This is a genomic window from Streptacidiphilus cavernicola, from assembly GCF_042510955.1.
Classification (GTDB): domain Bacteria; phylum Actinomycetota; class Actinomycetes; order Streptomycetales; family Streptomycetaceae; genus Streptacidiphilus; species Streptacidiphilus cavernicola.
Map to the genome: position 1 here is coordinate 160,636 of NZ_JBHFAB010000009.1, position 21,997 is coordinate 182,632.

The 21,997-nt window shown below is 70.8% G+C and carries 16 protein-coding genes and 2 pseudogenes; 9 read left to right on the forward strand and 9 right to left on the reverse strand.

The features are described 5' to 3' along the window. Positions 1–73 precede the first annotated feature (73 nt). Positions 74–1,741 (reverse strand): long-chain fatty acid--CoA ligase, encoded by a 1,668-nt coding sequence (locus ACEZDE_RS14830; RefSeq protein ID WP_380536451.1) that lies wholly within the window; start codon positions 1,739–1,741, stop codon positions 74–76. 133 nt (positions 1,742–1,874) lie between these two features. After that, the gene (locus ACEZDE_RS14835) at positions 1,875–2,837 is read right to left on the reverse strand and encodes a glycoside hydrolase domain-containing protein (protein WP_380536453.1); all 963 of its coding nucleotides are present in this window, start codon (positions 2,835–2,837) and stop codon (positions 1,875–1,877) included. A 94-nt stretch (positions 2,838–2,931) separates the two neighbouring features. Here ACEZDE_RS14835 and ACEZDE_RS14840 point away from each other — a divergent pair, with 94 nt between their 5' ends. Beyond that, positions 2,932–3,888 carry an EamA family transporter gene (locus ACEZDE_RS14840; protein WP_380536455.1) on the forward strand — a complete coding sequence of 319 codons (957 nt, stop codon included), beginning with the start codon at positions 2,932–2,934 and terminating at the stop codon, positions 3,886–3,888. Positions 3,889–3,896: 8 nt separating this feature from the next. Here the strand turns inward: ACEZDE_RS14840 and ACEZDE_RS14845 are convergent, their stop codons facing one another. From ACEZDE_RS14845 to ACEZDE_RS14865, 5 genes are all read right to left on the reverse strand, one after another. After that, positions 3,897–4,862 carry a hypothetical protein gene (locus ACEZDE_RS14845; protein WP_380536457.1) on the reverse strand — a complete coding sequence of 322 codons (966 nt, stop codon included), beginning with the start codon at positions 4,860–4,862 and terminating at the stop codon, positions 3,897–3,899. Between the two features lie 180 nt (positions 4,863–5,042). Beyond that, complete coding sequence (locus tag ACEZDE_RS14850; protein ID WP_380536459.1) at positions 5,043–6,224, reverse strand: lipid-transfer protein; 1,182 nt, start codon at positions 6,222–6,224, stop codon at positions 5,043–5,045. Further along, the gene (locus ACEZDE_RS14855) at positions 6,221–7,603 is read right to left on the reverse strand and encodes an OB-fold domain-containing protein (RefSeq protein WP_380536643.1); all 1,383 of its coding nucleotides are present in this window, start codon (positions 7,601–7,603) and stop codon (positions 6,221–6,223) included. The genes ACEZDE_RS14850 and ACEZDE_RS14855 overlap by 4 nt, the downstream gene beginning before the upstream one ends. Before the next feature lie 112 nt (positions 7,604–7,715). Continuing rightward, positions 7,716–8,015 (reverse strand): hypothetical protein, encoded by a 300-nt coding sequence (locus ACEZDE_RS14860; RefSeq protein WP_380536462.1) that lies wholly within the window; start codon positions 8,013–8,015, stop codon positions 7,716–7,718. 277 nt (positions 8,016–8,292) lie between these two features. After that, entirely contained in the window at positions 8,293–9,216 is a 924-nt protein-coding gene (locus ACEZDE_RS14865) for a 4'-phosphopantetheinyl transferase family protein (RefSeq protein WP_380536465.1), read from the reverse strand. A 144-nt stretch (positions 9,217–9,360) separates the two neighbouring features. On the opposite strand from ACEZDE_RS14865, the gene ACEZDE_RS14870 reads away from it, so the two are divergent. From ACEZDE_RS14870 to ACEZDE_RS14890, 5 genes are all read left to right on the forward strand, one after another. Beyond that, positions 9,361–10,173: a TetR/AcrR family transcriptional regulator gene (locus ACEZDE_RS14870; RefSeq protein WP_380536467.1), complete on the forward strand. Its 813-nt coding sequence runs from the start codon at positions 9,361–9,363 to the stop codon at positions 10,171–10,173. Beyond that, positions 10,170–11,903, forward strand: a complete 1,734-nt coding sequence (locus ACEZDE_RS14875; protein WP_380536470.1) for an acyl-CoA dehydrogenase family protein — start codon at positions 10,170–10,172, stop codon at positions 11,901–11,903. Before ACEZDE_RS14870 ends, ACEZDE_RS14875 begins: the two co-directional genes overlap by 4 nt. Positions 11,904–11,946: 43 nt before the next feature. Further along, positions 11,947–12,849: a hypothetical protein gene (locus ACEZDE_RS14880; RefSeq protein ID WP_380536472.1), complete on the forward strand. Its 903-nt coding sequence runs from the start codon at positions 11,947–11,949 to the stop codon at positions 12,847–12,849. A 243-nt stretch (positions 12,850–13,092) separates the two neighbouring features. Then, positions 13,093–14,745 carry a PKD domain-containing protein gene (locus tag ACEZDE_RS14885; RefSeq protein ID WP_380536474.1) on the forward strand — a complete coding sequence of 551 codons (1,653 nt, stop codon included), beginning with the start codon at positions 13,093–13,095 and terminating at the stop codon, positions 14,743–14,745. Between the two features lie 134 nt (positions 14,746–14,879). Then, on the forward strand, positions 14,880–15,731 hold the full coding sequence (locus ACEZDE_RS14890; RefSeq protein ID WP_380536646.1) for a MerR family transcriptional regulator: 852 nt from the start codon (positions 14,880–14,882) through the stop codon (positions 15,729–15,731). Between the two features lie 49 nt (positions 15,732–15,780). Here the strand turns inward: ACEZDE_RS14890 and ACEZDE_RS14895 are convergent, their stop codons facing one another. After that, positions 15,781–18,327, reverse strand: coding sequence for a hypothetical protein (locus ACEZDE_RS14895; RefSeq protein ID WP_380536476.1), 2,547 nt, complete (start codon positions 18,325–18,327; stop codon positions 15,781–15,783). 307 nt (positions 18,328–18,634) lie between these two features. On the opposite strand from ACEZDE_RS14895, the gene ACEZDE_RS14900 reads away from it, so the two are divergent. The 3 genes and pseudogenes from ACEZDE_RS14900 to ACEZDE_RS33760 all read left to right on the forward strand — a co-directional run bounded on the left by ACEZDE_RS14900 (position 18,635) and on the right by ACEZDE_RS33760 (position 20,670). Beyond that, on the forward strand, positions 18,635–19,819 hold the full coding sequence (locus tag ACEZDE_RS14900) for an HNH endonuclease (RefSeq protein WP_380536478.1): 1,185 nt from the start codon (positions 18,635–18,637) through the stop codon (positions 19,817–19,819). Positions 19,820–20,168: 349 nt separating this feature from the next. Next, positions 20,169–20,360: pseudogene (locus tag ACEZDE_RS14905) on the forward strand (IS5/IS1182 family transposase); the annotation flags it as partial. After that, positions 20,300–20,670 (forward strand): annotated as a pseudogene (locus tag ACEZDE_RS33760) (DUF7919 family protein). The pseudogenes ACEZDE_RS14905 and ACEZDE_RS33760, both read left to right, overlap by 61 nt. A 363-nt stretch (positions 20,671–21,033) precedes the next feature. Here the strand turns inward: ACEZDE_RS33760 and ACEZDE_RS14910 are convergent. Further along, positions 21,034–21,942 carry a YDG/SRA domain-containing protein gene (locus ACEZDE_RS14910; protein WP_380536482.1) on the reverse strand — a complete coding sequence of 303 codons (909 nt, stop codon included), beginning with the start codon at positions 21,940–21,942 and terminating at the stop codon, positions 21,034–21,036. Positions 21,943–21,997: the final 55 nt, after the last annotated feature.

Sequence of the window (21,997 nt, forward strand, 5' to 3'; positions counted from 1 at the left end):
CGGACGACCCCGGTCCGGGCGGCGTCGAGCCCAGCCACCCGGCCCGGCCGACGGCGCCGCCCGTCGTGGACGGCTACGCGTCCTTGCCGAGGGTGGTCACGTCCAGGCTGCCCTCCGCGTAGGACCTGCGGATGACCTTCTTGTCGAACTTGCCGACCGAGGTCTTCGGGACCGACTCGACGATGCTCCAGCGTTCCGGCAGCTGCCAGTGCGCGATCCGGGTGGCCAGGAAGGCGCGCAGGTCGGCGAAGCCGGCCGTGGCGCCGGGGCGGAGGACGACGGTGACCAGGGGCCGCTCGCCCCACTTCTCGTCCGGGACGGCGACGACCGCGGCCTCCAGCACGTCCTGATGGGCCATCAGCTCGTTCTCCAGCTCGACCGAGGAGATCCACTCGCCGCCGGACTTGATCACGTCCTTGGCCCGGTCGGTGAGGGTGAGGAAGCCGTCCGGGCTGATCGTGCCGACGTCGCCGGTGCGCAGCCAGCCGTCGTCGCTGAACTTCTCGCCGGTCTCCGCCGGGTTGTCGGCGCCGCCGTAGTAGGCGGCGGCGACCCAGGGGCCGCGGACCTCGATCTCGCCGGGCGACTCGCCGTCGAACGGGAGCGGCTCGCCGTCCGGGCCGATCACCCGGGGCTCGACCGAGGCCGGGAAGCGGCCCTGGGTGAGCCGGTAGTGCCAGGTCTCCTCCGGGCCGAGCCCGGCGGGCGGGTGCGAGACGCTGCCGAGCGGGGAGGTCTCGGTCATCCCCCAGGCGTGGATGACGTTGATGCCGTGCCGCTCCTCGAACGCCTTCATCAGCGCGGGCGGGCAGGCCGAGCCGCCGATGACGACCCGGGACAGGGTGCTGGTGTCGTAGACGCCGGGGTGGGCGTCCAGCTCGTCCAGCAGGCCGGTCCAGATGGTGGGGACAGCGGCGCTGAAGGTCGGGTGCTCGGCGGTGATCATCGCGGCCAGCGGCTGCGGCTGCAGGAAGCGGTCCGGCATCAGCAGCGAAGTCCCGGCCATGAACGCCGCGTAGGGGATGCCCCAGGCGTTGACGTGGAACATCGGGACCACCGGGAGCACCTTGTCGGCGCTGGTCAGACCGAAGCTCTCGGCCGAGAGCACCTGCATCGAGTGCAGGTACATCGAGCGGTGCGAGTAGGCGACGCCCTTGGGGTCGCCGGTCGTCCCCGAGGTGTAGCAGAGCGCGCCGGCCGTGCGCTCGTCCAGGTCGACGGCATACGGAAAGGTGGTCGGGCGGTCCGCGATCAGCTCCTCGTAGCCGTGCACGGAGCCCGCGAAGCCGTCCAGAGCGGAGCGGTCGCCCTCGCCGACCACCACGATGTGACGCAGCGTCGGGCGCAGCTGCGACAGCAGCGGGGCGAGCAGCGGCAGCACGCTGCAGTTGGCGATGATCACCCGGTCGTCGGCGTGGTTGATGATGAACGCCAGCTGCTGCGGCGGCAGCCTCAGGTTGAGGGTGTGCAGCACCGCGCCCATCGACGGGACGGCGAGGTAGGCCTCCTGGTGCTCGGTGTTGTTCCACATCAGGGTGGCGACCCGCTGGTCGCCGGTCACGCCCAGTTCGTCGCGCAGAGCATGGGCGAGCTGCGCCGCACGGGCGCCGACCTCGGCGAAGCCGCGGGCGACGGCCCGGGTGCCGTCCCAGGTCGCCACGGTGGACGTGCCGTGGAAGGTCGAGCCGTGGGCGAGGATGCGCCCCACCGTGAGCGGGACGTCCTGCATCGTGCTGAGCACCTGGGTCCTCCTTGACCTGGCGGGGCGCTACCTGCGGGTAGCAGCGGGCGCTGACAGGGATTCTGTCGCTCGCACGGCCTCCTGTCAGCACATACCGCGTCCTGCGGGCGGAAAACGGTTCCCGCCGGGGAGGTCAGTGGACCAGGGCGACCGGGGCGTCCACCGCGTTGCGGTCGATGTTGACGGTGACCCCGCCGTGGGTCTCCTTGGCGTTGCCGACGTACTGGTGCACCCGCTGGTGCTCGGTCCACAGGCTGCTGCTCAGCGCGCCGTAGCCGTCGGTGCTGGCGCGCTTGTCCCAGCGCGCGTACCAGAGCACGTCCGGCAGGTCGGCGGCGGCGTGGGCGCCGCGGGTGAGCGCGATCGCGGCGAGGTCGGCGATGCCGGCGTCGGCGCTGCTGTAGAAGCCGGCCAGGTAGCCGGCCGCGCGGACGGCGCGGGACCAGGCGGCGGTGTACTGCATCACCGCGAGGGTGCAGGACGCGCCGCGGGTGTACGACTCCATGTCCAGGTAGACCGGGCTGCCCGCGGTGATGGCCAGTGACTTGGCGGCCCTGACCGCGTCCTTGCCCTCGGCGGTGCCCTGGGTCAGCGCGGTGCCGGTGCCGATCCGGGCGGTCGTGTTCCGGGCCGGGAGGCACGGCGCCTGCGAGCCGACGTAGAGCGGGAGCAGCCGCCAGCCGCTCGCGCTGGCGGAGCGGGTCCAGCTCGCGGTGAGCCGGGGCTGCGAGCAGCCACGGTTCTTGCCGCCGATGTAGATGCCGACGGCGCCGTAGCCGGAGGTGCCGTGCCAGGCCTTGAGGGTGGCCAGGCTGGGCGCGGCGCAGGTGTCGAACGCCTGACCGGTGAACACCACCGGTTTGGGGGCGGGCTTCGGGGCGGGCTTGGGGGCGGGCGGCTTGGGCACCGGCTTCGGGACCGGCGGCTTGGGGACGGGCTTGGGCTTGGGCACCGACCTCAGCGCCTGCGTCTGTGCGTCGGCGGCGGACGGCACGGCGGACGGCACGGCGGCGGCGGTGGCTTCACCGGTGAGCGTCGCCGCGAGGCAACTGAGGCAGACCAGGGCGGCAACGACTGCTGTACGGAGAGTAGTCACAGGGAATCGTGACCACAATGCCGCTTATATCCCTATTAGCCACGCCACGGTAACGCGTTTGCCCCTCTAACGGTCCTTACGCCACACTGACGCCATGTCCGCTTCCCCCACTCCGGCCGCCGTCCCCGCGGCCGGCGTGGCGGCCGCGCAGCTGACGGGCCGTCACCCGTCCGGCCGGATCCCGGCGCCGCTGTTCTGCCTCGCGGCCATGTTCACCGTGCAGACCGGCATCGCGCTGTCCACGCCGCTGTTCGGCAGCCTCGGCGTGGCCGGGACCACCTCACTCCGGCTGATCACCGCCTCGCTGCTGCTGCTCGCCTGGACCAGGCCCCGGCTGCGCGGACGCGGCGTCCGCGACCTGTGCTCGGTCGCCCTGCTCGGGCTGTCCTCGGCCGGGATGACGCTGCTGTTCGCGGACGCGGTGCACCGGCTGCCGATGGGCACGGCGGCGACCATCGAGTTCCTCGGGCCGCTGGCGGTGGCGCTGGTGTTCTCCCGCCGCTTCGGACACGTACTGTGGGCGCTGCTCGCCGCGGCCGGCGTGCTGCTGCTGACCCTGGTCGGCCGGGCCCCCGGCGCCGCGCTCGACCCGCGCGGCCTGGCCAGCGCCTTCGGCGCGGCGGCCTGCCTGGCCGGATACATCCTGCTCACCCAGCGGGTCGGCCGGGCGTTCGCGGGCTTCGACGGGCTGGCCCTCTCGCTCACCGTCGCCGCGATCGCACTGGCCCCGTTCGGTCTCGGCGAGGCCTGGCACGGGCTGCGCCACAGCGATCGGCCGGGGTTGCTGCTGCTCGCGGTCGCGGGGGTGGCGCTGCTCTTCCCGATCGTCCCCTACCTGCTGGAGATGACCGCCCTGCGGCGGCTGCCGGAGCGGATCTTCAGCGTCATCGCCAGCCTGGAGCCCGCCGTCAGCGCGCTGATCGGGCTGGTGGTGCTGGGGCAGGTCCTGGGCGGGGTGCAGCTGCTCGGCATCGCCTGCGTGATCATCGCCAGCGCGGGCGCGACGCTCGGTGAACGACCGTCGCGCCCGGAGCCGGTTCAGCTGTCCTAGCTGCGGGGTCAGGCCCGGTAGGCGATCAGGCCGGTGTAGCCGGAGACCCGGGTCGGGGTGTGGCTGCCGGTCGCGGGCAGGGTGTAGCTGCCGTTCGGGGAGCGGAAGGCAATGGTCCTGCCGTTCGCCGAGAAGTCGGGCTCGGTGTAGTTCGTGGTCGCGCCCGGGGTCAGGTCGCGGACGTGGGCGCCGTTGGTGTCGCTGGTGAAGATGTGGTCGTGGCCCTTGACCGAGCGGACGAACACGATCTCCTCGCCGTTCGGCGACAGCGCGGGCTCGGAGCCCTTGGTGATCGCGCCGCCCTGCTGGCGGAGGTAGTCGTCGCGGATGTAGATCTCGCCGTTGCGGGTGTTGTCGTAGACGACGGTGCCGTAGCCGCCGTTGCCGTCGGCCCAGTTGTTGCCGGTGGTGGGGTTCGCCGGGACGCCCTCGTCGAAGTAGTTGCCCAGCGACAGGGTCGCCAGGGTGCCGTGCGAGGCGGTGGCGGAGATCCGCTTGAGGCTGGTGCTGCCGCCCTTGTTCACGGTGAGGATCAGGTTGTCCTTGGCCGGGAGCCCGTCGGCGGGGTCGTTCTTGGTGACCTGCCAGGTCGGGTGGGACCAGGTCTGGTGTCCCGGGTTGACCGCGACGACGCGGCGGCCCGTCCCGTCCGGGTTGGCGGTCTCCAGGCTGCCGTTGCCGTCCACGAAGGCGGCCTTCTTGCCGTCGGGGGACCAGGCCAGGTCGCGGACGATGACGCCGAAGTCCACCCGGGTCCCGTTCATGACGACGTACCGGGTGCCGGTGCTGATGGTCAGCCCGTTGCTCTTGCTCGTCCCGTTGAGGACCGTGGCGGCCTTGACGGCTGCGGCGGCCTTGGCACTCTTGGCGGCGGGTGCCGCGTTCGCCGTCATCGGCAGCAGGACGGCGGCGGAGACGGCGGTGACCAGGGCGATGGCGCTGGCCGTGGCGACACGACGGGTACGAGCAGACATTGGTGGTTCCCCCAGAAGACGATGGCGCCGGTGACCGGCGGGTGCTGCGGCGGTGCGACAAGAAGAAGACTGTCAGCCCGACGTCGTGGAACTATCGGGCTCCCGTCACAGCCGTGCAACAGCGGTCAGCCGGTCGGTTCCGGGCCGGTCGGCGGGGGCTTGCCAGGCGGGTCAGGCAGCTCAGGCGGGCCCCAGCACCAGGCCGGAGGTCGGCACGCCGGTGCCCGCGGTGACCAGCACGTGCCGCGCCCCCGGAACCTGGTTGACCGCGCTGCCGCGCACCTGCCGGACCGCCTCCGCGATGCCGTTCATCCCGTGCAGGTAGGCCTCGCCCAACTGGCCGCCGTGGGTGTTCACCGGCAGTCGGCCGCCGAGCTCCAGGCCGCCGTCCGCGGCGAACCCGGCTGCCTCGCCCGGCCCGCAGAAGCCGAACTCCTCCAACTGCATCAGCACGAAGGGGGTGAAGTGGTCGTAGAGCACGGCGGTGTCGATGTCGGCCGGGCCGAGCCCGCTGCTGCGCCAGAGCTGCCGCGCGACCACGCCCATCTCCGGCAGGCCGGTCAGGTCGTCGCGGTAGAAGCTGGTCATCGCCTCCTGGTTGCGCCCCGCGCCCTGGGCCGCCGCGGTGATGGCGACCGCGGGACAGCGCAGGTCGCGGGCCCGTTCGGGGGTGGTGACCACGACGGCCTGGCCGCCGTCCGTCTCCTGGCAGCAGTCCAGCAGCCGCAGCGGCTCCACGATCCAGCGGGACGCGGCATGCTCGGCCAGGGTGATCGGGCGCTGGTAGAAGTACGCGGCCGGGTTGGTCGCGGCATGGCGGCGGTCGGCGACGGCGACCGGGCCGAAGGCGTCCGGGGTGAGCCCGTAGTGGTGCAGGTAGCGCTGGGCGTGCAGGGCCACCCAGGACGCCGGGGTGACCAGCCCGTACGGCATGGTCCAGCCCATCGCCGCTCCCTCGGCCGAGGGTTGACGGCTCGTCAGGCCTGATCCGAAGCGGTGCTGCGAGCGCTCGTTGAAGGCCCGGTAGCAGACCACGACCTCCGCCACCCCGGTCGCGACGGCGAGTGCCGCCTGCTGGACGGTGGCGCAGGCAGCGCCGCCGCCGTAGTGGACCCGGGAGAAGAAGGACAGCTCGCCGATGCCCGCCGCCTGCGCGACGGTGATCTCCGGGCTGGTGTCCATGGTGAAGGTGACCAGTCCGTCCACATCCTGTGGACGGAGCCCGGCGTCGTCCAGCGCGGCCTGGACCGCCTCCACCGCGAGCTTCAGCTCGCTGCGGCCGGAGTCCTTGGAGAACTCGGTTGCGCCGATGCCGGCGATGGCGGCGCGACCGCCCAGGGTGTCGGCGCGGGTGAGGCTCATGGCTGCGGCTCCGATGCGCCGTCGGCGGTGGGGACGGTCAGCCGGACGGTGGCGGTGACATGCGGGCCGCGACGGGTCCGGCCGGTGACCAGGACCGTCCGGCGGTCGCCGTCCCGCCCGGTGACCCGGCCGGTGAACGTCAGCTCGTCCCCCGGGTGGGCCGGGACGCCGAGGCGCACGGCGATGCCGGTCAGCACCGCGCGCGGTCCGGCCCAGTCGGTGACATACCGTCCGACCAGGCCGTTGCTGGTCAGGATGTTCATGAAGATGTCCGGCGCGCCCTTGGCGTGGGCGAGTTCGACGTCATGGTGGACGTCCTGGTAGTCGCGGGAGGCGATGGCACCGGCCACGATCAGCGTCCGGGTGACCGGGATCCGCAGCGGCGGGAGGTCGTCCTCGGTCGCCGGGCGGAACATCGGGAGCGTCAACGCGTCGTCGCAGCACTCGAAGGAGAGCCGGACCGGCAGCCCGATCCGCACCTCGTCCGCCGGGAGGCCGACCACGTTGCTGACGAGCCGCACCCCCTCCGCGAGTTGGACCAGCGCGACGGCGTAGGGGCCGCCGGAACGGAACGCGGCGGGCAGCGGGTGGTGCACCACCACGTGCGAGTAGACGGCGCCCTCGCCGCTCGCGGCCTCCGCCGTCCATTCCAGGGAGCCGCAGGCGTTGCAGCCGGGCAGCCAGGGGAGGCGCGGCACCGCGCACACCGCGCAGCGCTGGAACCGCAGTTCGCCTGCGGCGACGCCGTCCCAGAAGCCCTGGTTGTCACGGTTGACCACCGGACGCGGCCGAAGCGGCGGGGCGGTGGCGGGTTCACCGCCGGTCGTCGGCGACGTGTGGTTCGTCGGCCGTCCTGCCGGGCGGTACTTGAGGATGCGGAAGCGGTGGCCGGCCACCGGCACCGCCTCCTCCGGCTTCTCCCCCGCGCTCTCGTCATACGCACGGAGGTCCATCCGGGTGGTCACGAAGTGCCCGACGCCCAACGCGGTCGTCTTCCGAGCCGACACCGATTCGATCTCGGCGTCGAACAGCACCCGCTGGCCGGGCCGCAGCGGGCGGAGGTAGTCCTGCTCGCAGTCGGTGGCCACGACCGAGCTGAAGCCCTCGGCGTCGAGACGGGCCAGCAGGTCGTCGTAGTCGCTGCTGCGCCCGACCCGGGCGGCCGAGGCGTCGGCCCCGCCGTCGGCCGCGCCGAAGCCGAGACCGGCCATCGTCCAGGCCTGCAGCATCGCCGGGGGCGCGGTCGCACCCGGGCCCCGGTAGGCGGGATTGGTGTCGCCCATGGCCTCGCACCAGTGCCGGATCATCGGCTCGTTGACGAGATCCGGCCCGCGACCCCCGGCCGCGGCGGGTCGGCCCGCGTACTCCTGCAGCTCCATCACAAATCTGACTGTGCGTCAGATACGCTGCCGCAGTCAAGGGTGCGGAGACGCCCGCCCACCCCGGGGCGTGGGACCCACCCCGGGGCGGACAGGCGTCAGGGGGACCGAACTAGAAGAAGATCCGCACGTCGCTGTTCGACTGGCTGCTGTAGACGGTGTTGCCGGTGCCGTTCACACCCAGCGTGTTGTTGGCATTGGACGCGCCCGAGCCCGTCGCGGTCTGCTGGGTCCAGTTGGAGTTGCCGTTCAGCCAACCGGACAGGCTCCCGCCGCCGGAGTCGGAGACGATGCTGCTGCTGGAACCGCCGTCCGCGAACGACCCGTTGTCGGCAGCAGCCGCACCGGCGCCCACCAGGAGCATCGCGACGGCGATCGGAGCGGCGGCAAGGGTCATACGGATACGGGACATGTGATTCCTCCAAGTGGTGGAAGTCGAACTGTCATTGGGCAGGCACATGGCCAGCTGCGGCCTGCCCGGGTTGCGGCGTCGCACTCTCAGACTGCCCACGGAATCACCCCCCGGCCAACATCGGAGCGATAGTTCGCTCATAAGCGTGACAGGGGGCCGCTAAACCTGGAACGATCTACAGTTCGCACGGTAACGGTCTGCCAACGTGACACCGTCCGAATGGCGCCTCTCCGGCACTTCGGTGCTGTCGGACCCCAGGAATGACGCTTCGTCGGCGTCAGCCCAACACCGCGTCCACGGGGAGCCGTCGCAGTCGCGGCGCGGCAGCCGAATCGTGCCGCAGAGCGTATGCGGCGGCGTGGCCCTCGGCCTCGTCCCGGGCGAGGTCGAGGTCGGCGACCGTCCAGCCGGGCGGGGTCGGGGCCAGGCCGCCGCTGCCGAGATAGTCGGCGGCGGGGTCACGGCCGAGGCCGGTGCCGATCCCCTTGAGGTAGGCCTCCTTGCGGGTCCACAGCCGGGCGAAGGCGGCGGTCCGCAGCTCGGCCGGAACCCCTGACAACTCGCGCTGCTCGCCGGGGTGCAGTACGGCCGCCAACTCCGTGACCGTGCGCGGCTCCGGCAGCGCCTCGACGTCCACCCCGATCGGCACGTCCGCCAGCCCGATCAGGATCAGGTCGCCCCCGTGCGACAGCGAGAAGTGCGGGAGTCGGCCCGGCTGCTCCGCGCCGGGCCGGACGGCCAGGGCGGGCCGACCGTGCAGCGCGCCGCAGCAGGGGCAGGGCTCCCTGACCATGACCAGCTCCCGGGCGGGCATCCCGGTCGCCGAGCCGAGCAGGCGGCGCAGCGCGATGTGCGCCGCGGCGTAGCGGACCCGGTCGGAGTCACGGACGAAGGCGTCGGTGCGGGCCCGCTCGTCCTGGTCCAACTCGCCCACGGCCAGCGCCCCGACCGCCACCTCCGGCACCCGCAGCAACCACAGCCCCGCCCCGCCGACGGGGGGGCTCCCGGCCCGGTCAGCGGCGGCGCGGACGGGCGGGGCGGGAGGGGCGGCCAGGGCGGGAGGAGCGGGAGGAGCGGCCAGGGCAGACGGAGCGGCCGGAGCAGACCGGTCGAGCCCGTCGGGGTGCTCGGGCTGGTCGGGCTGGTCGGGGCTGGGCACGGTCTCCTCCTCCTGCTCCTCCTGGGCGATCGCTCCGCCCATCGTCCCGCACCCGCCCGCCGAGCGGCACCACCGGGCCCGCCGGGCCCGCACCTCGCCCCAGCACCTACCCGCCCGGTGGTTGCGTGGCTCGATCGCGGGTGGTTCAGTGGACAGAGGAAGACATGAATCGGGGTTCAGATCATCATGGCCTACCGACCCACCGCCCGCACCGAGGCTGCCCGCGCGGCCCAGCGCGAACGGCTGCTCGAAGCCGCCCGCGGGCTCCTCGCCGAGGGCGGCTATGCCGCCACCGGTGTGGTGGTGGTGGCCGAACGGGCCGGGGTGGCCACCGGCAGCGTCTACCGCCACTTCGCCTCCCGGCAGGAACTCCTCGCCGCCGTGTTCCAGCACGTCGCCGGGCACGAACTGGACGCCGTACGGGAAGCCGTCCGGGAAGCGGTACGCGCGCAGCGCGGGGCGGCCGAGCAACTGCGGGTCCTGGTCGAGGTGTTCTCCCACCGGGCGCTGCGCGCACCGCGCACCGCGTGGGCGCTGCTCGCAGAGCCGGTCGACCCGCTGGTGCAGACCGAACGGCTGGCCTACCGTCGCGGCTACCTCGCGCTGGCCAGGGAGGCTATCGCCGAAGGCGTGGCGACCGGCGAACTGCCGCCCCAGGAACCGTCGTTGTCCGCCGCCGCCGTGGTCGGCGCAATCGGCGAAGCACTGCTCGGGCCACTGTCCCCGGTCGGAGCACTCTCCCCGGCCGAGCCGCCGCACCCGTCTGCGGCACCGTCCCCGTCCACCGCGGCCGACCAGGCCGCCACGTCCCCCAAAACGCCGCGGGACCCGGCGGCGGAAACCCTGGCCGTGCAGGCCCTGGTGGCGCTGTGCCTCCGCGCCGTCGGCGCAACCGCCGTTGCCGTAACCGCCACTGCCGCAGCCGCCATTGCCGCAAACGCTGTCGAACCGCACACACCTCTCCGGCCCACCACCACCCGAGACAGGACAGCCCCGTGACCCCGACCGCCCCCAGCGCCTCCTCCCCGTCCCCGGCCAAGCCCCCGTCCGCGCCGCTGGGCGCCCCCGCCCCCGCCCCGCACCTCACCCACACCGTGGCCAACCAGGCCGCCCCCCGGGTCGACCTGGACGAATACGCCGCCAACCAGCCGCTGCTGGAAGCGGTCCGGGCGTACGGCGGCGGCTGGCGCGAGCCCGAGCTGCACGAGGTCGGCCGACTCGTCGGTTCGGCCCGCTTCCAGCAGTGGACCGAGCAGGCCCACACCGTCCTCCCGGTGCTGCGCAGCCACGACCGCTGGGGAAACAGGGTCGACGAGGTCGACTTCCACCCCGCCTACCACGAGGTGATCGCCGCGGCCGTGCGCCACGGCGCGCACGCCTCGGCCTGGGCCGACCCGCGGCCCGGCGCCACGGTGGCCCGTGCCGCGGTGTTCATGCTGTTCGGGCAGATCGAGCCGGGCCACGCCTGCCCGGTGTCGATGTCGCACGCGGTCGTCCCGGTCCTGCAGCGGGATCCGGAGGTGGGCCGGGACTGGCTGCCCGGCCTGCTCAGCCGCCGCTACGACCCGTCGCTGACCGCCCCTGCCGGAAAGCCGGGGCTGCTCTTCGGGATGGGGATGACCGAGAAGCAGGGCGGCTCCGACGTCCGCGCCAACACCACCCGCGCGGTCGCCGTGCCGTCCGACCCGTCCGGGCGGGCGCACCTGCTGACCGGGCACAAGTGGTTCTTCTCGGCGCCGCAGTCGGACGCCTTCCTGGTGCTCGCCCAGGCCGAGGCCGGGCTGACCTGCTTCCTGCTGCCGAGGGTGCTGCCGGACGGCACCCGCAACACGGTCCGGATCCAGCGGCTGAAGAACAAGCTGGGCAACAAGTCGAACGCCTCCTCCGAGGTCGAGTTCGACGGCGCCTGGGCGCAGCGGGTCGGCGAGCCGGGACGCGGCGTGCCGACCATCATCGAGATGGTCAACCACACCCGCCTCGACTGCGTGCTGGGCAGTACCGCGGGCATGCGCCAGTCGGTGTCCGAGGCGGTCTGGCACGCCGGGCACCGCAGCGCGTTCGGGGCCCGGCTGGTGGACCAGCCGGCGATGACCGCGGTGCTGGCCGACCTGGCGCTGGAGGCCGAGGCCGCCACCTGGACCTCGATCCGGCTGGCCCACGCCTACGAGGCCGACGCCGGCGAGGAGGAGCAGCTGTTCCGGCGGCTGGCCACCGCGGTGTCCAAGTACTGGATCTGCAAGCGCGGTCCGCACCACGCCTACGAGGCACTGGAGTGCCTCGGCGGCAACGGCTACACCGAGGACTGGCCGCTGGCCCGCCGCTACCGCGAGCAGCCGGTGATGGCGGTCTGGGAGGGCTCCGGCAACGTCATCGCCCTGGACGTGCTGCGCGGCATCGCCAGGACCCCGCGGTCGCTGGACGCGTTCTGGGCCGAGCTGGACTCCACCGCCGGCCTCGACCCGGTGCTGGACGCCCATCTGGCCCGGGTGCGCAAGGAGTTGGCGGCGGACCTGCGCGATCCCGAGGCCGCGCAGACCCGGGCCCGCGCCACCGTCGAGGGCATGGCGCTGGCGCTCCAGGCGTCGCTGATGCTCCGGCACGCACCCGCCCCGGCCGCCGAGGCCTTCGTCCGCGCCCGCCTCGGCGAAGACCGCGGCCACCAGTACGGCATCCTCCCCCGCGGCACCGACGCCGCAGCGATCGTGACCCGGCACGCGGACGCCCGCTGACGGCGGCAGCGGCGGCGCAGAGGGCTTCACAGCCGGTCAGACGGTGCCCAACCAGGTCATCGTCCCGATCGGCGACAAGGGCCAGGTCAACCTCTACAACGGCAGCAGCGGCACGGTCGACCTGATCGCCGACATCGCCGGCTACTTCACCCAGAGCGCCGCCAGCGGCTACAGCCCGCTCGCGCCGTACCGGGTCGTCGACACCCGCAGCGGCGTCGGCGCACCGAAGCGGCAGCTGGCCGCGGGGGCGTCCGTCGCCGTCCAGATCGCGGGCAACGACAAGAAGAAGCTGCCGAGCAGCGGCATCACCGCCGTCGCGCTGAACGTCACCGCCACCGGCTCGCCGAGCTCGGGCTTCCTGACCGCCTACCCGGACGGCAAGTCGCTGCCGACCGCGTCCAACGTCAACTTCAGCAAGGGCCAGACCATCGCCAACTCGGTGATCGTGCCGGTCGGCAGCGACGGCAGGATCCGCATCTACAACGGCGGCAAGAAGCCGGTCAGCGTCGTCATCGACGCCGTCGGCTACTACAGCGCCGCCAGCCGGAGCGCCTACCTGCCGATGTACCCGACCCGGTACCTGGACACCCGGGCCAAGACCTGGAAGTACGGGCCGCTGGAGGGCGGCGGCTACATCGACATGCCGCTCTCCTCCGACTACCCGGACGTCACCGGCTGGGTGCTCAACGCCACGGTGACCTCCACCAAGTCCAGCGGGTACCTCACCGTCTCCCCCGACCCCAACAGCTACCAGGCCTACCAGGGCGGTTGGGAGGTCTGGCCGACCAAACCCGGTTCCTCGTCGCTGAACTGGCTCCGCGGGCAGACCGTCCCGAACCTGGTCCAGGCGAGCACCGGCAGCACCGGGATCGTCGACTTCTGGAACACCGGCAAGGGCACGGTCAACCTCGTGGTCGACGCCTTCGGCTACTACCAGAACGACTGACAGTGTTCCGCTGAAATTCACCGGCGCCGACCCGGGGGAAGGGTCGGCGCCGGTCCTCTGCGACAAATCGCCCAATCTCCGGCGGAACTAGCACCAAAACAGATAGTTCTTCTACGAACGACATGCGGCCCCCGGTCCACGGTGCTCCGCCGCCTATGTATTCTGTGCAGGCTGTGCAATCCGCTCATCATCCTAAATTACTGAAAGACTGGGGGACTTGTGTCCTACCGCCGTCTCGCGACGATGACTGCCGCCGCCGCGGTCAGCGTCGCCTTGGTGCCGGGTCTGGCCTTCGCCGCCGCACCACACGCTGCCACCGCCGGCGCCGCCAAGGTGCTCCCCGCGACCGCCACTCCCAAGGTCGGTTTCGCCTCCGCGGGCGCCAGGACGTTCAGCAGCCCAGCCGCCAAGTCGGTCCGGGTGCGCACCGCCTCCGGCCGCGGCTCCGCAGCCGCCCCGCAGACCGTCGACCCCACCCTGGCGGTGGCCGTCGACGCGGCGAACACCACCGGTTACGGTGTCGCCCTCGACGTGAACGTCACCAGCGCCACCGGGATCGCCCTCACCGCCACCTACGACTGGGGCGACGGCACCACCCCCGGCACCGGTACGCTCAACGGCCCCGGCGCGCTCCAGCCGACCCACGAGTACGCGAAGCTCGGCACGTACACGATCACCGTGACCGTCACCGACGGCCAGGGCGACACCGTGAGCAACGGCGTCGACTTCATCACCCTCGGCTCGGACTACACCGCCTACGGGCCGACCCGACTGCTGGACACCCGCGCCGGCACCGGTGCCGCCAAGGCCAAGGTCGCCGCGCACGGCACCGTCCACCTCCAGGTCGGCGGCAAGGGGACGATCCCGGCCGGAGCGACCGCCGCGGTCCTCAACGTCACCGTGACCGACGCGGTGGCGCCCGGCTTCATCACCGCCTACGACCACGGTGACACCCGGCCGACCACGTCGAACGTCAACTTCGTCAAGGGTCAGACCGTCCCGAACCAGGTCATCGTGCCGATCGGCGCGAACGGCCAGGTCGACCTCTACAACGGCAGCAGCGGCTCGGTGGACCTGATCGCCGACATCGCGGGCTACTTCACCCAGTCGGCGTCCAGCGGCTACACCCCGCTCGCCCCGTACCGCATCGTCGACACCCGCAGCGGTGTCGGCGCGCCCAAGAAGCAGCTCGCCGGAAAGGCCTCCGTCGCGGCGCAGGTCGCCGGGAACGACAAGGGCAAGCTGCCGACCAGCGGCATCACCGCGGTGGCCCTCAACGTCACCGTGACGGGCTCGCTGAGCTCCGGCTTCCTCACCGTGTACCCGGACGGCAAGTCGCTGCCGACCGCGTCCAACGTGAACTTCACCAAGGGCCAGACCATCGCCAACTCGGTGATCGCGCCGGTCGGCAGCGACGGCAAGATCCGCATCTACAACGGCAGCGGCAAGGCCGCCAGCGTGATCGTGGACGTCGTCGGCTACTACAGCACCGCCAGCAAGAGCGTCTACGTGCCGGTCCCGCCGAAGCGCCTGATCGACACCCGGGCGAAGGGTGAGGGCGGCCCGCTGTCCGCCTACTCGTACCTCCCGCTGTCGTTCAGCGACGGCGAGCCCGACATCACCGCGTTCGCGCTCAACACGACGGTCACCACCACCAAGGCGAGCGGCTACCTCGCCGTCGCGCCGGACCCGAACACCCAGGCCCAATACGACAACCGCACGGCCAAGCCCGTGGCACTGCCCGCCGGCTCCACCCTGAACTGGCTCCGCGGACAGACCGTCCCGAACCTGGTCCAGGCGAGCACCGGCAAGAACGGCATCATCGACTTCTTCAACGCCAGCAGTGGCAGCTCCAACCTGATCATCGACATCTTCGGCTTCTACGGCAACGACTGACGCTCCGCCCGAACACCCAGAGCCGGTGCCGGCCCGCGATTCTCGCGGGCCGACACCGGCTCTGTCGGTGTGCTGGCATCCGCTGCGGTCTGCTTGACCCTGACACGGTGGGAGGGGTGAGACTCGGCAGCACCATGTTCACCATCGGAGACTTCGCCAGGCACGGACGCGTATCGGTCCGGATGCTCCGGCACTACGACGCCATCGGCCTGCTGCGCCCCGCGCAGGTGGACCGAGCCAGCGGCTACCGCCTCTACCGCGCAGCACAGTTGGCCCGGCTCAACCGGATCGTCGCACTCAAGGGCCTCGGCTTCACGCTGCAGCAGGTACGGACGATCCTGGACGAGGACGTCGGCGCCGAGCAGCTGCGCGGGATGCTGCGGCTGCGCCGTGCCGAGCTGGAGGCCGCGATGGCGGAGGCGGCGTCGGGCCTGCTGCAGGTCGAGGCGCGGCTCCGATCGATCGAGAGCGAGGGCCGCATGCCCCTGGACGACGTCATCGTCAGACCACTGCCCGCCGTCCGGCTGGCCGAACTGAGCGGCACGGCCACGAGCTTCGATCCCGGCCGGATCGGCCCGCTGATCGACGCGCTCTCGGCCGAGCTACGGCTGCGCCTCGCGGACGCGGGCGTCACGCCGACCGGGCCGCGCACCGTCTGGTTCGAGACACCGGGGGAGGAGGAGGATGAGGATCAGGACGGGTTCGGGATCGCGGTTCACGTCGGGTTCCCCGTCCCGGCCGGTGACGGCGGTGGTGGCAGCAGCGACGGTTTCCAGGTCGTGACGCTGCCTGCGGTCGAACGCGCCGCGGTGATCGTCCACCACGGTTTGGCGCACAGCTTTCTGAGTACCAGTCAGCTGATGGTCCGCTGGGTCGAGGCGCACGGCTACCGCTTCGTGGGCCACGCCCGTGAGATCACCCTCGACGAGTCCGACGGCCCCGAGTCGTGGGTCGCCGAACTGCAGGCGCCGATCGTCGCGTCCTGAGCTCGTTCAGGACGCAACGATCGGCGCCACGTTCAGCTTCGGGCAGGGGTTACCGCAGCAGCGCCGTGCCGCCCGGGGTCGCCGCCGTCCGACGGGTCGTCAGCCCGGTGCCGGTCGTCATCGGTGCCGAGTGCGCAGCCCCGGCCCGCGGTGTGGCTGCAGCCGAACCGCCTCCACCGCCGTTGCCGCTGGCAGCGCCGCCTCCGCCGGTGAAGTACCCGTACAGGTCGGCGATCAGGTGGACCGATCCGGCACGGTTGTAGAAGTCGACATAGCCGTCGTCGCCCACCCGCACCAGCGTGGCGTTGGCGATGGTCTCCCCCTTGCCGAAGTTCAGGTTGGAGGCGTTCGGCAGGCCGGAGCCGTCGGGGGCGGCCCCGGCCGGGGCGGCGTCCGGGTAGACGGTGACGAAGCCCGCCGCGGTCGGAGCCGTCGCCGTGGTGTTCAGCAGGAGCGAGCGGATGCCCCAGGCGCCCGGGTCGAGCCCCCAGGTGAGCAGTGAGTCGTTCGCGCCGAGCGGCGCCGGGTGGCTGCCGCTGCGGGTGTCCAGGATCCGCGTCGGCAGCCCGGTGACCAGCACGCCGTCCGTGGTCTGCCCGGTGGCGTCCGGGGTGAAGTAGCCGTCCACGTCCACGTCCACGATCACGGACACGGCGCCGCTGGAGCCGTTGTAGACGTCGACCGAGCAGCTGGTGCCGATGCGGGCGGTCACCGCGTCCGGGATGGTCTGCCCTGCGGTGAAGTTGAGGTTGGAGGCGGTCGGCCTGGCCTGCCCGTGCGGGTACACGGTGAGGAAGCCCGCTGCCTTCGGCCCGGTCGCGGTGACGTTGAGCGCGGCAGCGGTGGCCCCGGCCGGGACGCCCGCCCTGCCGCACAGGTCGACCGCGACGGTGCCGTGCGCCGCGACGGTGCCTGGAGCACCGGGGGTGCCGACCGTGCCGGAACGTGTGTCCAGGGCCCGGACCGGGGCGATGCCGGTGTAGACGGCGCCGGTGGTGTCCGGCAGGTAGTAGCCGGTGAGGTCGACGACCAGGTCCAGCGGCCCGCCGGTGCCGTTGTGGAGGACGACGCCCCCGTTGGCGCCGACGGCGACGGTGACGTTGTTGGCGATGGTCCGCCCGGCCGGGAAGTTGAGGTTGGACGTGCCGGGGTCGGCGCCGCCCGCCGGATAGACCGAGACGAAGCCGCCCTTGCTGGTGTCCGTCGCCGTGACGTTGAGGACGGCGGCCACCGCGCCGGACGGCACCGGGCCAGCGCCGGCGAGCTTCAGGGTCCTGCTGCCGTGGGCGGGGAGCGTGGGCAGTGCGGTGCTGGTGCGGGTGTCCAGGACCCGGCTCGGGGTCAGCGCGACATAGGTGCCGGCCGTGCCGAAGGAGATGTCGACCGGCTTGCCGAGGGACGTCCCGCCGGCGCCGAGCGTGTGCGTGCCGTTGACGTCGGTCACCGTGATCGCGACCGCGTACAGGCCCTCGGCGCAGCCGGTCGGCACGCTCGTGCCGCTCGTGCCGCTCGTGCCGCTCGTGCCGCTCGTGCCGCCGGTGTCGGCCGTGCCGGTCGCGGTGAACGCCAGGCTCAGCGAGACCGCCGCGCTGGTCGTCCCGTCCGGGGCGGAGGTGGCGGAGACGGCGGTGGAGGCGGTGGGGGTGCACCCGCTCGTCGGGCCGTGCGCGCTGACCGCGACCCCGGTCACCGGCGCGCTGTCGGTGACCGTGAAGCCGATCTTCGCGCTGCCGCCGGTGGACGGCACGGAGTGCTGGTAGGTCAGCGAGCCGATGGCGATGTCACTGGCCGGCTTGGGCTGGATCGCGATGGTCTCGGCGGCGGAGCCGGGGTAGGAGACCGCGTACTCGTTGTCGTCCGTCACCAGGACGTTGGTGACGGTGCATCCGCCGACGGCCGTCGTGGGCACGGTGATCGGCACACTCACCCGGTCTCCGGACCAGGTGAGTTGACTGACGTTCGCCCAGCAGTCGCCGGTCAGCTCCGGCTGGACCGCGGTGATGGTGCCGGCCGAGTCGGTGGCCGTCATGCTGAGGTTCACGGTCTGACTGGACGTCCAGTTGTTCACCGTCGTCCGGTCCAGTTGGAAGCCGGACGCCTGGAGCGGGTTCTGCGCGTCGACCAGTTGGGCGGTCGGGATCTGCAGCTGGGTGCCGAGGTCCGCGGTGATCGGCTGGTGGAACACGGAGCCGTCCGGCTGGGTGAGATCGACCGAGGTCATCTGCCAGTCCCCGGGCGCGCTCCCGACCGGGAAGTGAACGTTCACCAGGCAGTTGGTGTCCCCGGCGGCGGCGTTCTGACGGGCGCAGACGTTGACCGGGTCCCCGCTGCCGAAGGTCGCCGAGACGGACTGGGCGGCGTCCGCGACGGAGGTGAAGGTGACGGTGTCGGTCCCGGTCATGGCGCCGGTGCCGCCGACCACGAACCAGTACTGCATGTCCCCGCCGTCCGGCCGCAGGTAGACGCGGGTGTCCGCGGTCCACATGGCGCCGGTGGAGACCAGGCTGAAGTGCGGCCCGTCATCCGCCAACGCCGGGGCGGCAGCGACCGCCCCGGCAGCCACCACCCCGCCGAGCAGGACGAGGACGGCGAGCACGGCCCGAACGGGACGGCTGCGGAGAGCTCTCGATATCAAGGGCGATCGATCCTTCGAAAGAGTCAGGCCGCCCGACCGGCGGCAGCACCCCAGGCACGACCGCGATTCCCGGCAGCCGCCCTGACCCCCGGAAGCCTATCCGCCAGCTGTGACAGCCCGGCACCGTCGGCGACACCCCTGCGATGGCCCGATCACCCAGGCTCAGCAGCCCTGGAAACCGTTCTTCGAACGACCGGTGCCCGCACAACTCCCCAGCCAGGGTGTCAGTGCGGGCGTCTAGGATCCTCCCAAGGATCAGGGAGGCGCATTGTCCGTCAACATCCGCGAGCTAACCGACGCTTCAGCAGTTCTCCGGGCGATTAGCGAGTACGACACGCTCGGCCAACGAAGCTTCCTCAAACACTACGAGTACGGCAAAGCAAGCCAGTACTACCTGCGCCATCAAAATCGTCTCTACGACGCCAAGGCTATTGCTGGCGCCGCCTACGGATACCAGCACCGCTCAGTCGGGGCACCCGCAAAGGGCCAGTTTAGTGGTGGCGAGAGTCACTCCAACGCTGCCCTGCGCCAGCTTGGATTCACCGTGATGGATGGCCGCCCAGAAACCCTCGACGGTGAGAGCGAGTGGCGTCAAGCAGTCTGGGAACACCTAGTCGCCTGCCGCGACGCCAACGGACTAGTGACCCCCGACGACCTCCGCTCAGTGGGTGCCTACGGTGGTCAGCAGGGGATTTGGGTGGACAAGGACCGCACAAAGCGAGTTCACCCCAAGGGCCTCGCCGTAGGCCTGAAACACACCGGCACGGACTACCCCGACGAAGTCAGCGACAAGGGAGCTCTTTACCACTACCCCACCACCGCTCGAAGAGGGCAGGATGAAGCAGAGGTCGCGGCCGCTAAGCTGACAGCGCGGCTCAAGCTGCCAGTCTTCCTGATCTCCGAACGGGCAAACCTACGATCCGTAGACCTCGCCTGGGTAACTGGCTGGGAAGACCAAAGCAAGCTGCTTTTCGTCACCTTCAGCGCAGACGCTCCAACCCACCTGCTCGACAAAGACCACTCGGATGAACAGCCCTTCTCCTTGGAAGGTAACCGCCGCCGGCGAGGCCCCGGAACAGTGATCACTAGGCCTGATCAGGCACGCTTCAAGCTGGCAGTCTTCCAGCGCTACGGACCGGTCTGTGCCCTCTCAGGCGTCGCGGTTCCAGAGATGATCGAAGCTGCGCACCTACGCCCGGACGCCGACAACGGCTCCTCAGACGCGCGTAACGGACTTCCCTTGAATGCAGCACTGCATCGCGCGTTCGATGCCAATCTCTTCGCCATCCACCCCGACACACGAGAGATCCTGGTCAGGCCCAAAGGCCCCAGTCTCGCCCAACTCGGCATCATCAAGACTCACCTGAGTGATCTGGCGAAGCAGCCGCATCGAAGTGCGCTGGCTTGGCGCTACGACCGATGGCTGGAGAAAAACAATCTCAAGGGATCTTAGGTTCATACGGTTCGCGCAGGGACCCGTGGAGACTGACGAGTCACTGATCTGAACTCGAAAACCATCGACCCCCAACCAAATGAACGGCCAGGGGTCTGCTGGCTATAGAGAGCGGTGAATTCGAACCCTCGGCCATGGTTCCCCGTAGCAAGAACTTTCAAGGGAGTGCCGCGGTCGAGGCCCGACGCCTGTCTGAGCTGCCGCGTCGGCAGCCAACGGCCGGCCGTGGTCGCTTGCCTGAACACGCCTGCGACACAGCCTCGCTGGAATAGCTGAGCCCTGAGCTTGGGAATCACCACTGCTAAGGGCTGTCCCGTTAACTGTTGGCCGCAGATGAGATGATCTTGGTGTGGCTGGTGTGATCACGACGTCGGAGCCGTCCTGGATAGGTCCGTTCACGGGGTTGAGCCCGCGCTCGTTCGGCAAGCTGATGACGATGCTGCGCCGGGAAAGGGCTGACGTGCAGCGTCCGGGGCGGCCGTGGTCGCTGCCTTTGGAGGACAGGGTCCTGCTGGTTGCCGCCTACTGGCGGACGACTATTTGACCGGTCCAGTCGAAGCCAGCCTCGGTCGAGCCCTCACCTACCTGCTCCGGTTCCAGGTAAACGAGACACGCGGCGCTCACCGCTGCGTCTTCTGCGGCAGCAGCGCCGTTGAGATGGCCGACGACGACGGCAATCGTTGCCTGCTCGGCGCAGCCGAGATCCATGTGGACGGGGACGACGGCTCGACCTTCGCAGCCCATCCCTGATCGTTCACTACGTCCTGGAGCACGACTACCGTCCTCCGCAGCAGTCCCAGGCGGCGGCACTCGACTATGCGCGCTTCTACGGGTTCCAGTCGAGCACGTGAGCGAATAGGTCGTACCGTGCCGTCAGGTCATCTAAGTGGGAGCGAGCCGCCCTTCCGCTGACTTACGGGACAGCCCTTAGGGGCCGAATCGGCGCGCTGGGCCTGCGACGGTTGCCCGGCGACCCCTACCGCGTGAATCTCCGTTGCTGGCTGCCCCGTCTGGTGCGCGACTGCTGGCGAAGTGAGGGGGTGGGTCACGCCACCATTCCGGCCCCGAGGTGGCTCCCGGGGGCCATCCACTGCCACCCCGCTTGACTCCGCCGCTCTGACGCGAACCTGCAAGTCGCAACGTGGCCACGGTAGATACCGGCACTGACAGATCCCTGGCTTGGAAGAGTGATCCATCAGATCCTGCCTGTTCGCCTACTGCCTCCAGCGCTCGCGGTGCTGTCGTACACAGTCGAGGCTGATGCTGTGCTGAGGGTGGGTCCGCAGGGGGCCTACCTCGATGCCAGCCTTGATGACGGTGAAGTCGTCACTCAAGACGATGGCACCAGCATCGAGCATGACATGGCAGTTCGGGCAGAGGCACAGGACGTTTCCGGTGATGTCAGGTCCGTCGTGGGGACGGCCAAGTGCCTGGATGTGGGCGCCTTCGCTGTAGCTGCCGCCCGGCACCTCGATGCGAAGATCGCAGACCTGGCACCGATTGTCGTGCCATGCCTTAACCTGCCGCTTCACGGCAATGCTGCGCAGTATGCGCTGCATCGTGGTGGTGGCCCGCTCGGGGGTCTCGTTACCTACCGGGGTTCCTCCCGCGTCATCGGCGATCGGGAGTTCAGCGACCGTGTGTATGCTCTCGCGATCCGCGATGATCGGAAACGGAGCGCCTTCGTAGGCCTCCATGCGGAACTGCCAAATTCGGTAACCGTCGATGCCGAGCTTGCTTCCGTAGCTCGTAACGCGGAACAGGCCGTCATACCGGTAGCCCGACTTGGGTGCAAACTTGGAACCCTTGTGTGCGCCACGCAGCACGCGAACGAGCTGTCCTTCCAGGTAGCTCGTGACGAGGGCGGCATTCCCTGTGTCGTCAAGGGTCTGGTCGTTGACCTGGTTCCCGGAGCCATCCTGTCCGCCATGTCCGGTATATACGATTACTTCGCCGTAGTCCTCATCGTCCTTGTAGCCACCAGACAGGACGATGGACTCTGCGCCACTTGCCTTCGTTCCGCAGATTCCCGCCTGAATCGGCCGATGTACGCCGGCCTCATGTGCCAAACGGCGGCTGCTGAACTCCTGACCGACCTCTGCGTTGGGCGCTTCACCAATCATGGTCCTAGCCTCGCATGACGCACTGACAACCCACTCGCAAATATGTTCCCGCGGC

Coding starts and splice junctions, on each gene's coding strand:
- ACEZDE_RS14870 (WP_380536467.1), top strand. CDS start 9,361: ATGGCCTACCGACCCACCGCCCGCACCGAGGCTGCCCGCGCGGCCCAG.
- ACEZDE_RS14855 (WP_380536643.1), bottom strand. CDS start 7,603: ATGGAGCTGCAGGAGTACGCGGGCCGACCCGCCGCGGCCGGGGGTCGC.
- ACEZDE_RS14850 (WP_380536459.1), bottom strand. CDS start 6,224: ATGAGCCTCACCCGCGCCGACACCCTGGGCGGTCGCGCCGCCATCGCC.
- ACEZDE_RS14910 (WP_380536482.1), bottom strand. CDS start 21,942: ATGATTGGTGAAGCGCCCAACGCAGAGGTCGGTCAGGAGTTCAGCAGC.
- ACEZDE_RS14865 (WP_380536465.1), bottom strand. CDS start 9,216: ATGGGCGGAGCGATCGCCCAGGAGGAGCAGGAGGAGGAGACCGTGCCC.
- ACEZDE_RS14840 (WP_380536455.1), top strand. CDS start 2,932: ATGTCCGCTTCCCCCACTCCGGCCGCCGTCCCCGCGGCCGGCGTGGCG.
- ACEZDE_RS14860 (WP_380536462.1), bottom strand. CDS start 8,015: ATGTCCCGTATCCGTATGACCCTTGCCGCCGCTCCGATCGCCGTCGCG.
- ACEZDE_RS14845 (WP_380536457.1), bottom strand. CDS start 4,862: ATGTCTGCTCGTACCCGTCGTGTCGCCACGGCCAGCGCCATCGCCCTG.
- ACEZDE_RS14885 (WP_380536474.1), top strand. CDS start 13,093: ATGACTGCCGCCGCCGCGGTCAGCGTCGCCTTGGTGCCGGGTCTGGCC.
- ACEZDE_RS14890 (WP_380536646.1), top strand. CDS start 14,880: ATGTTCACCATCGGAGACTTCGCCAGGCACGGACGCGTATCGGTCCGG.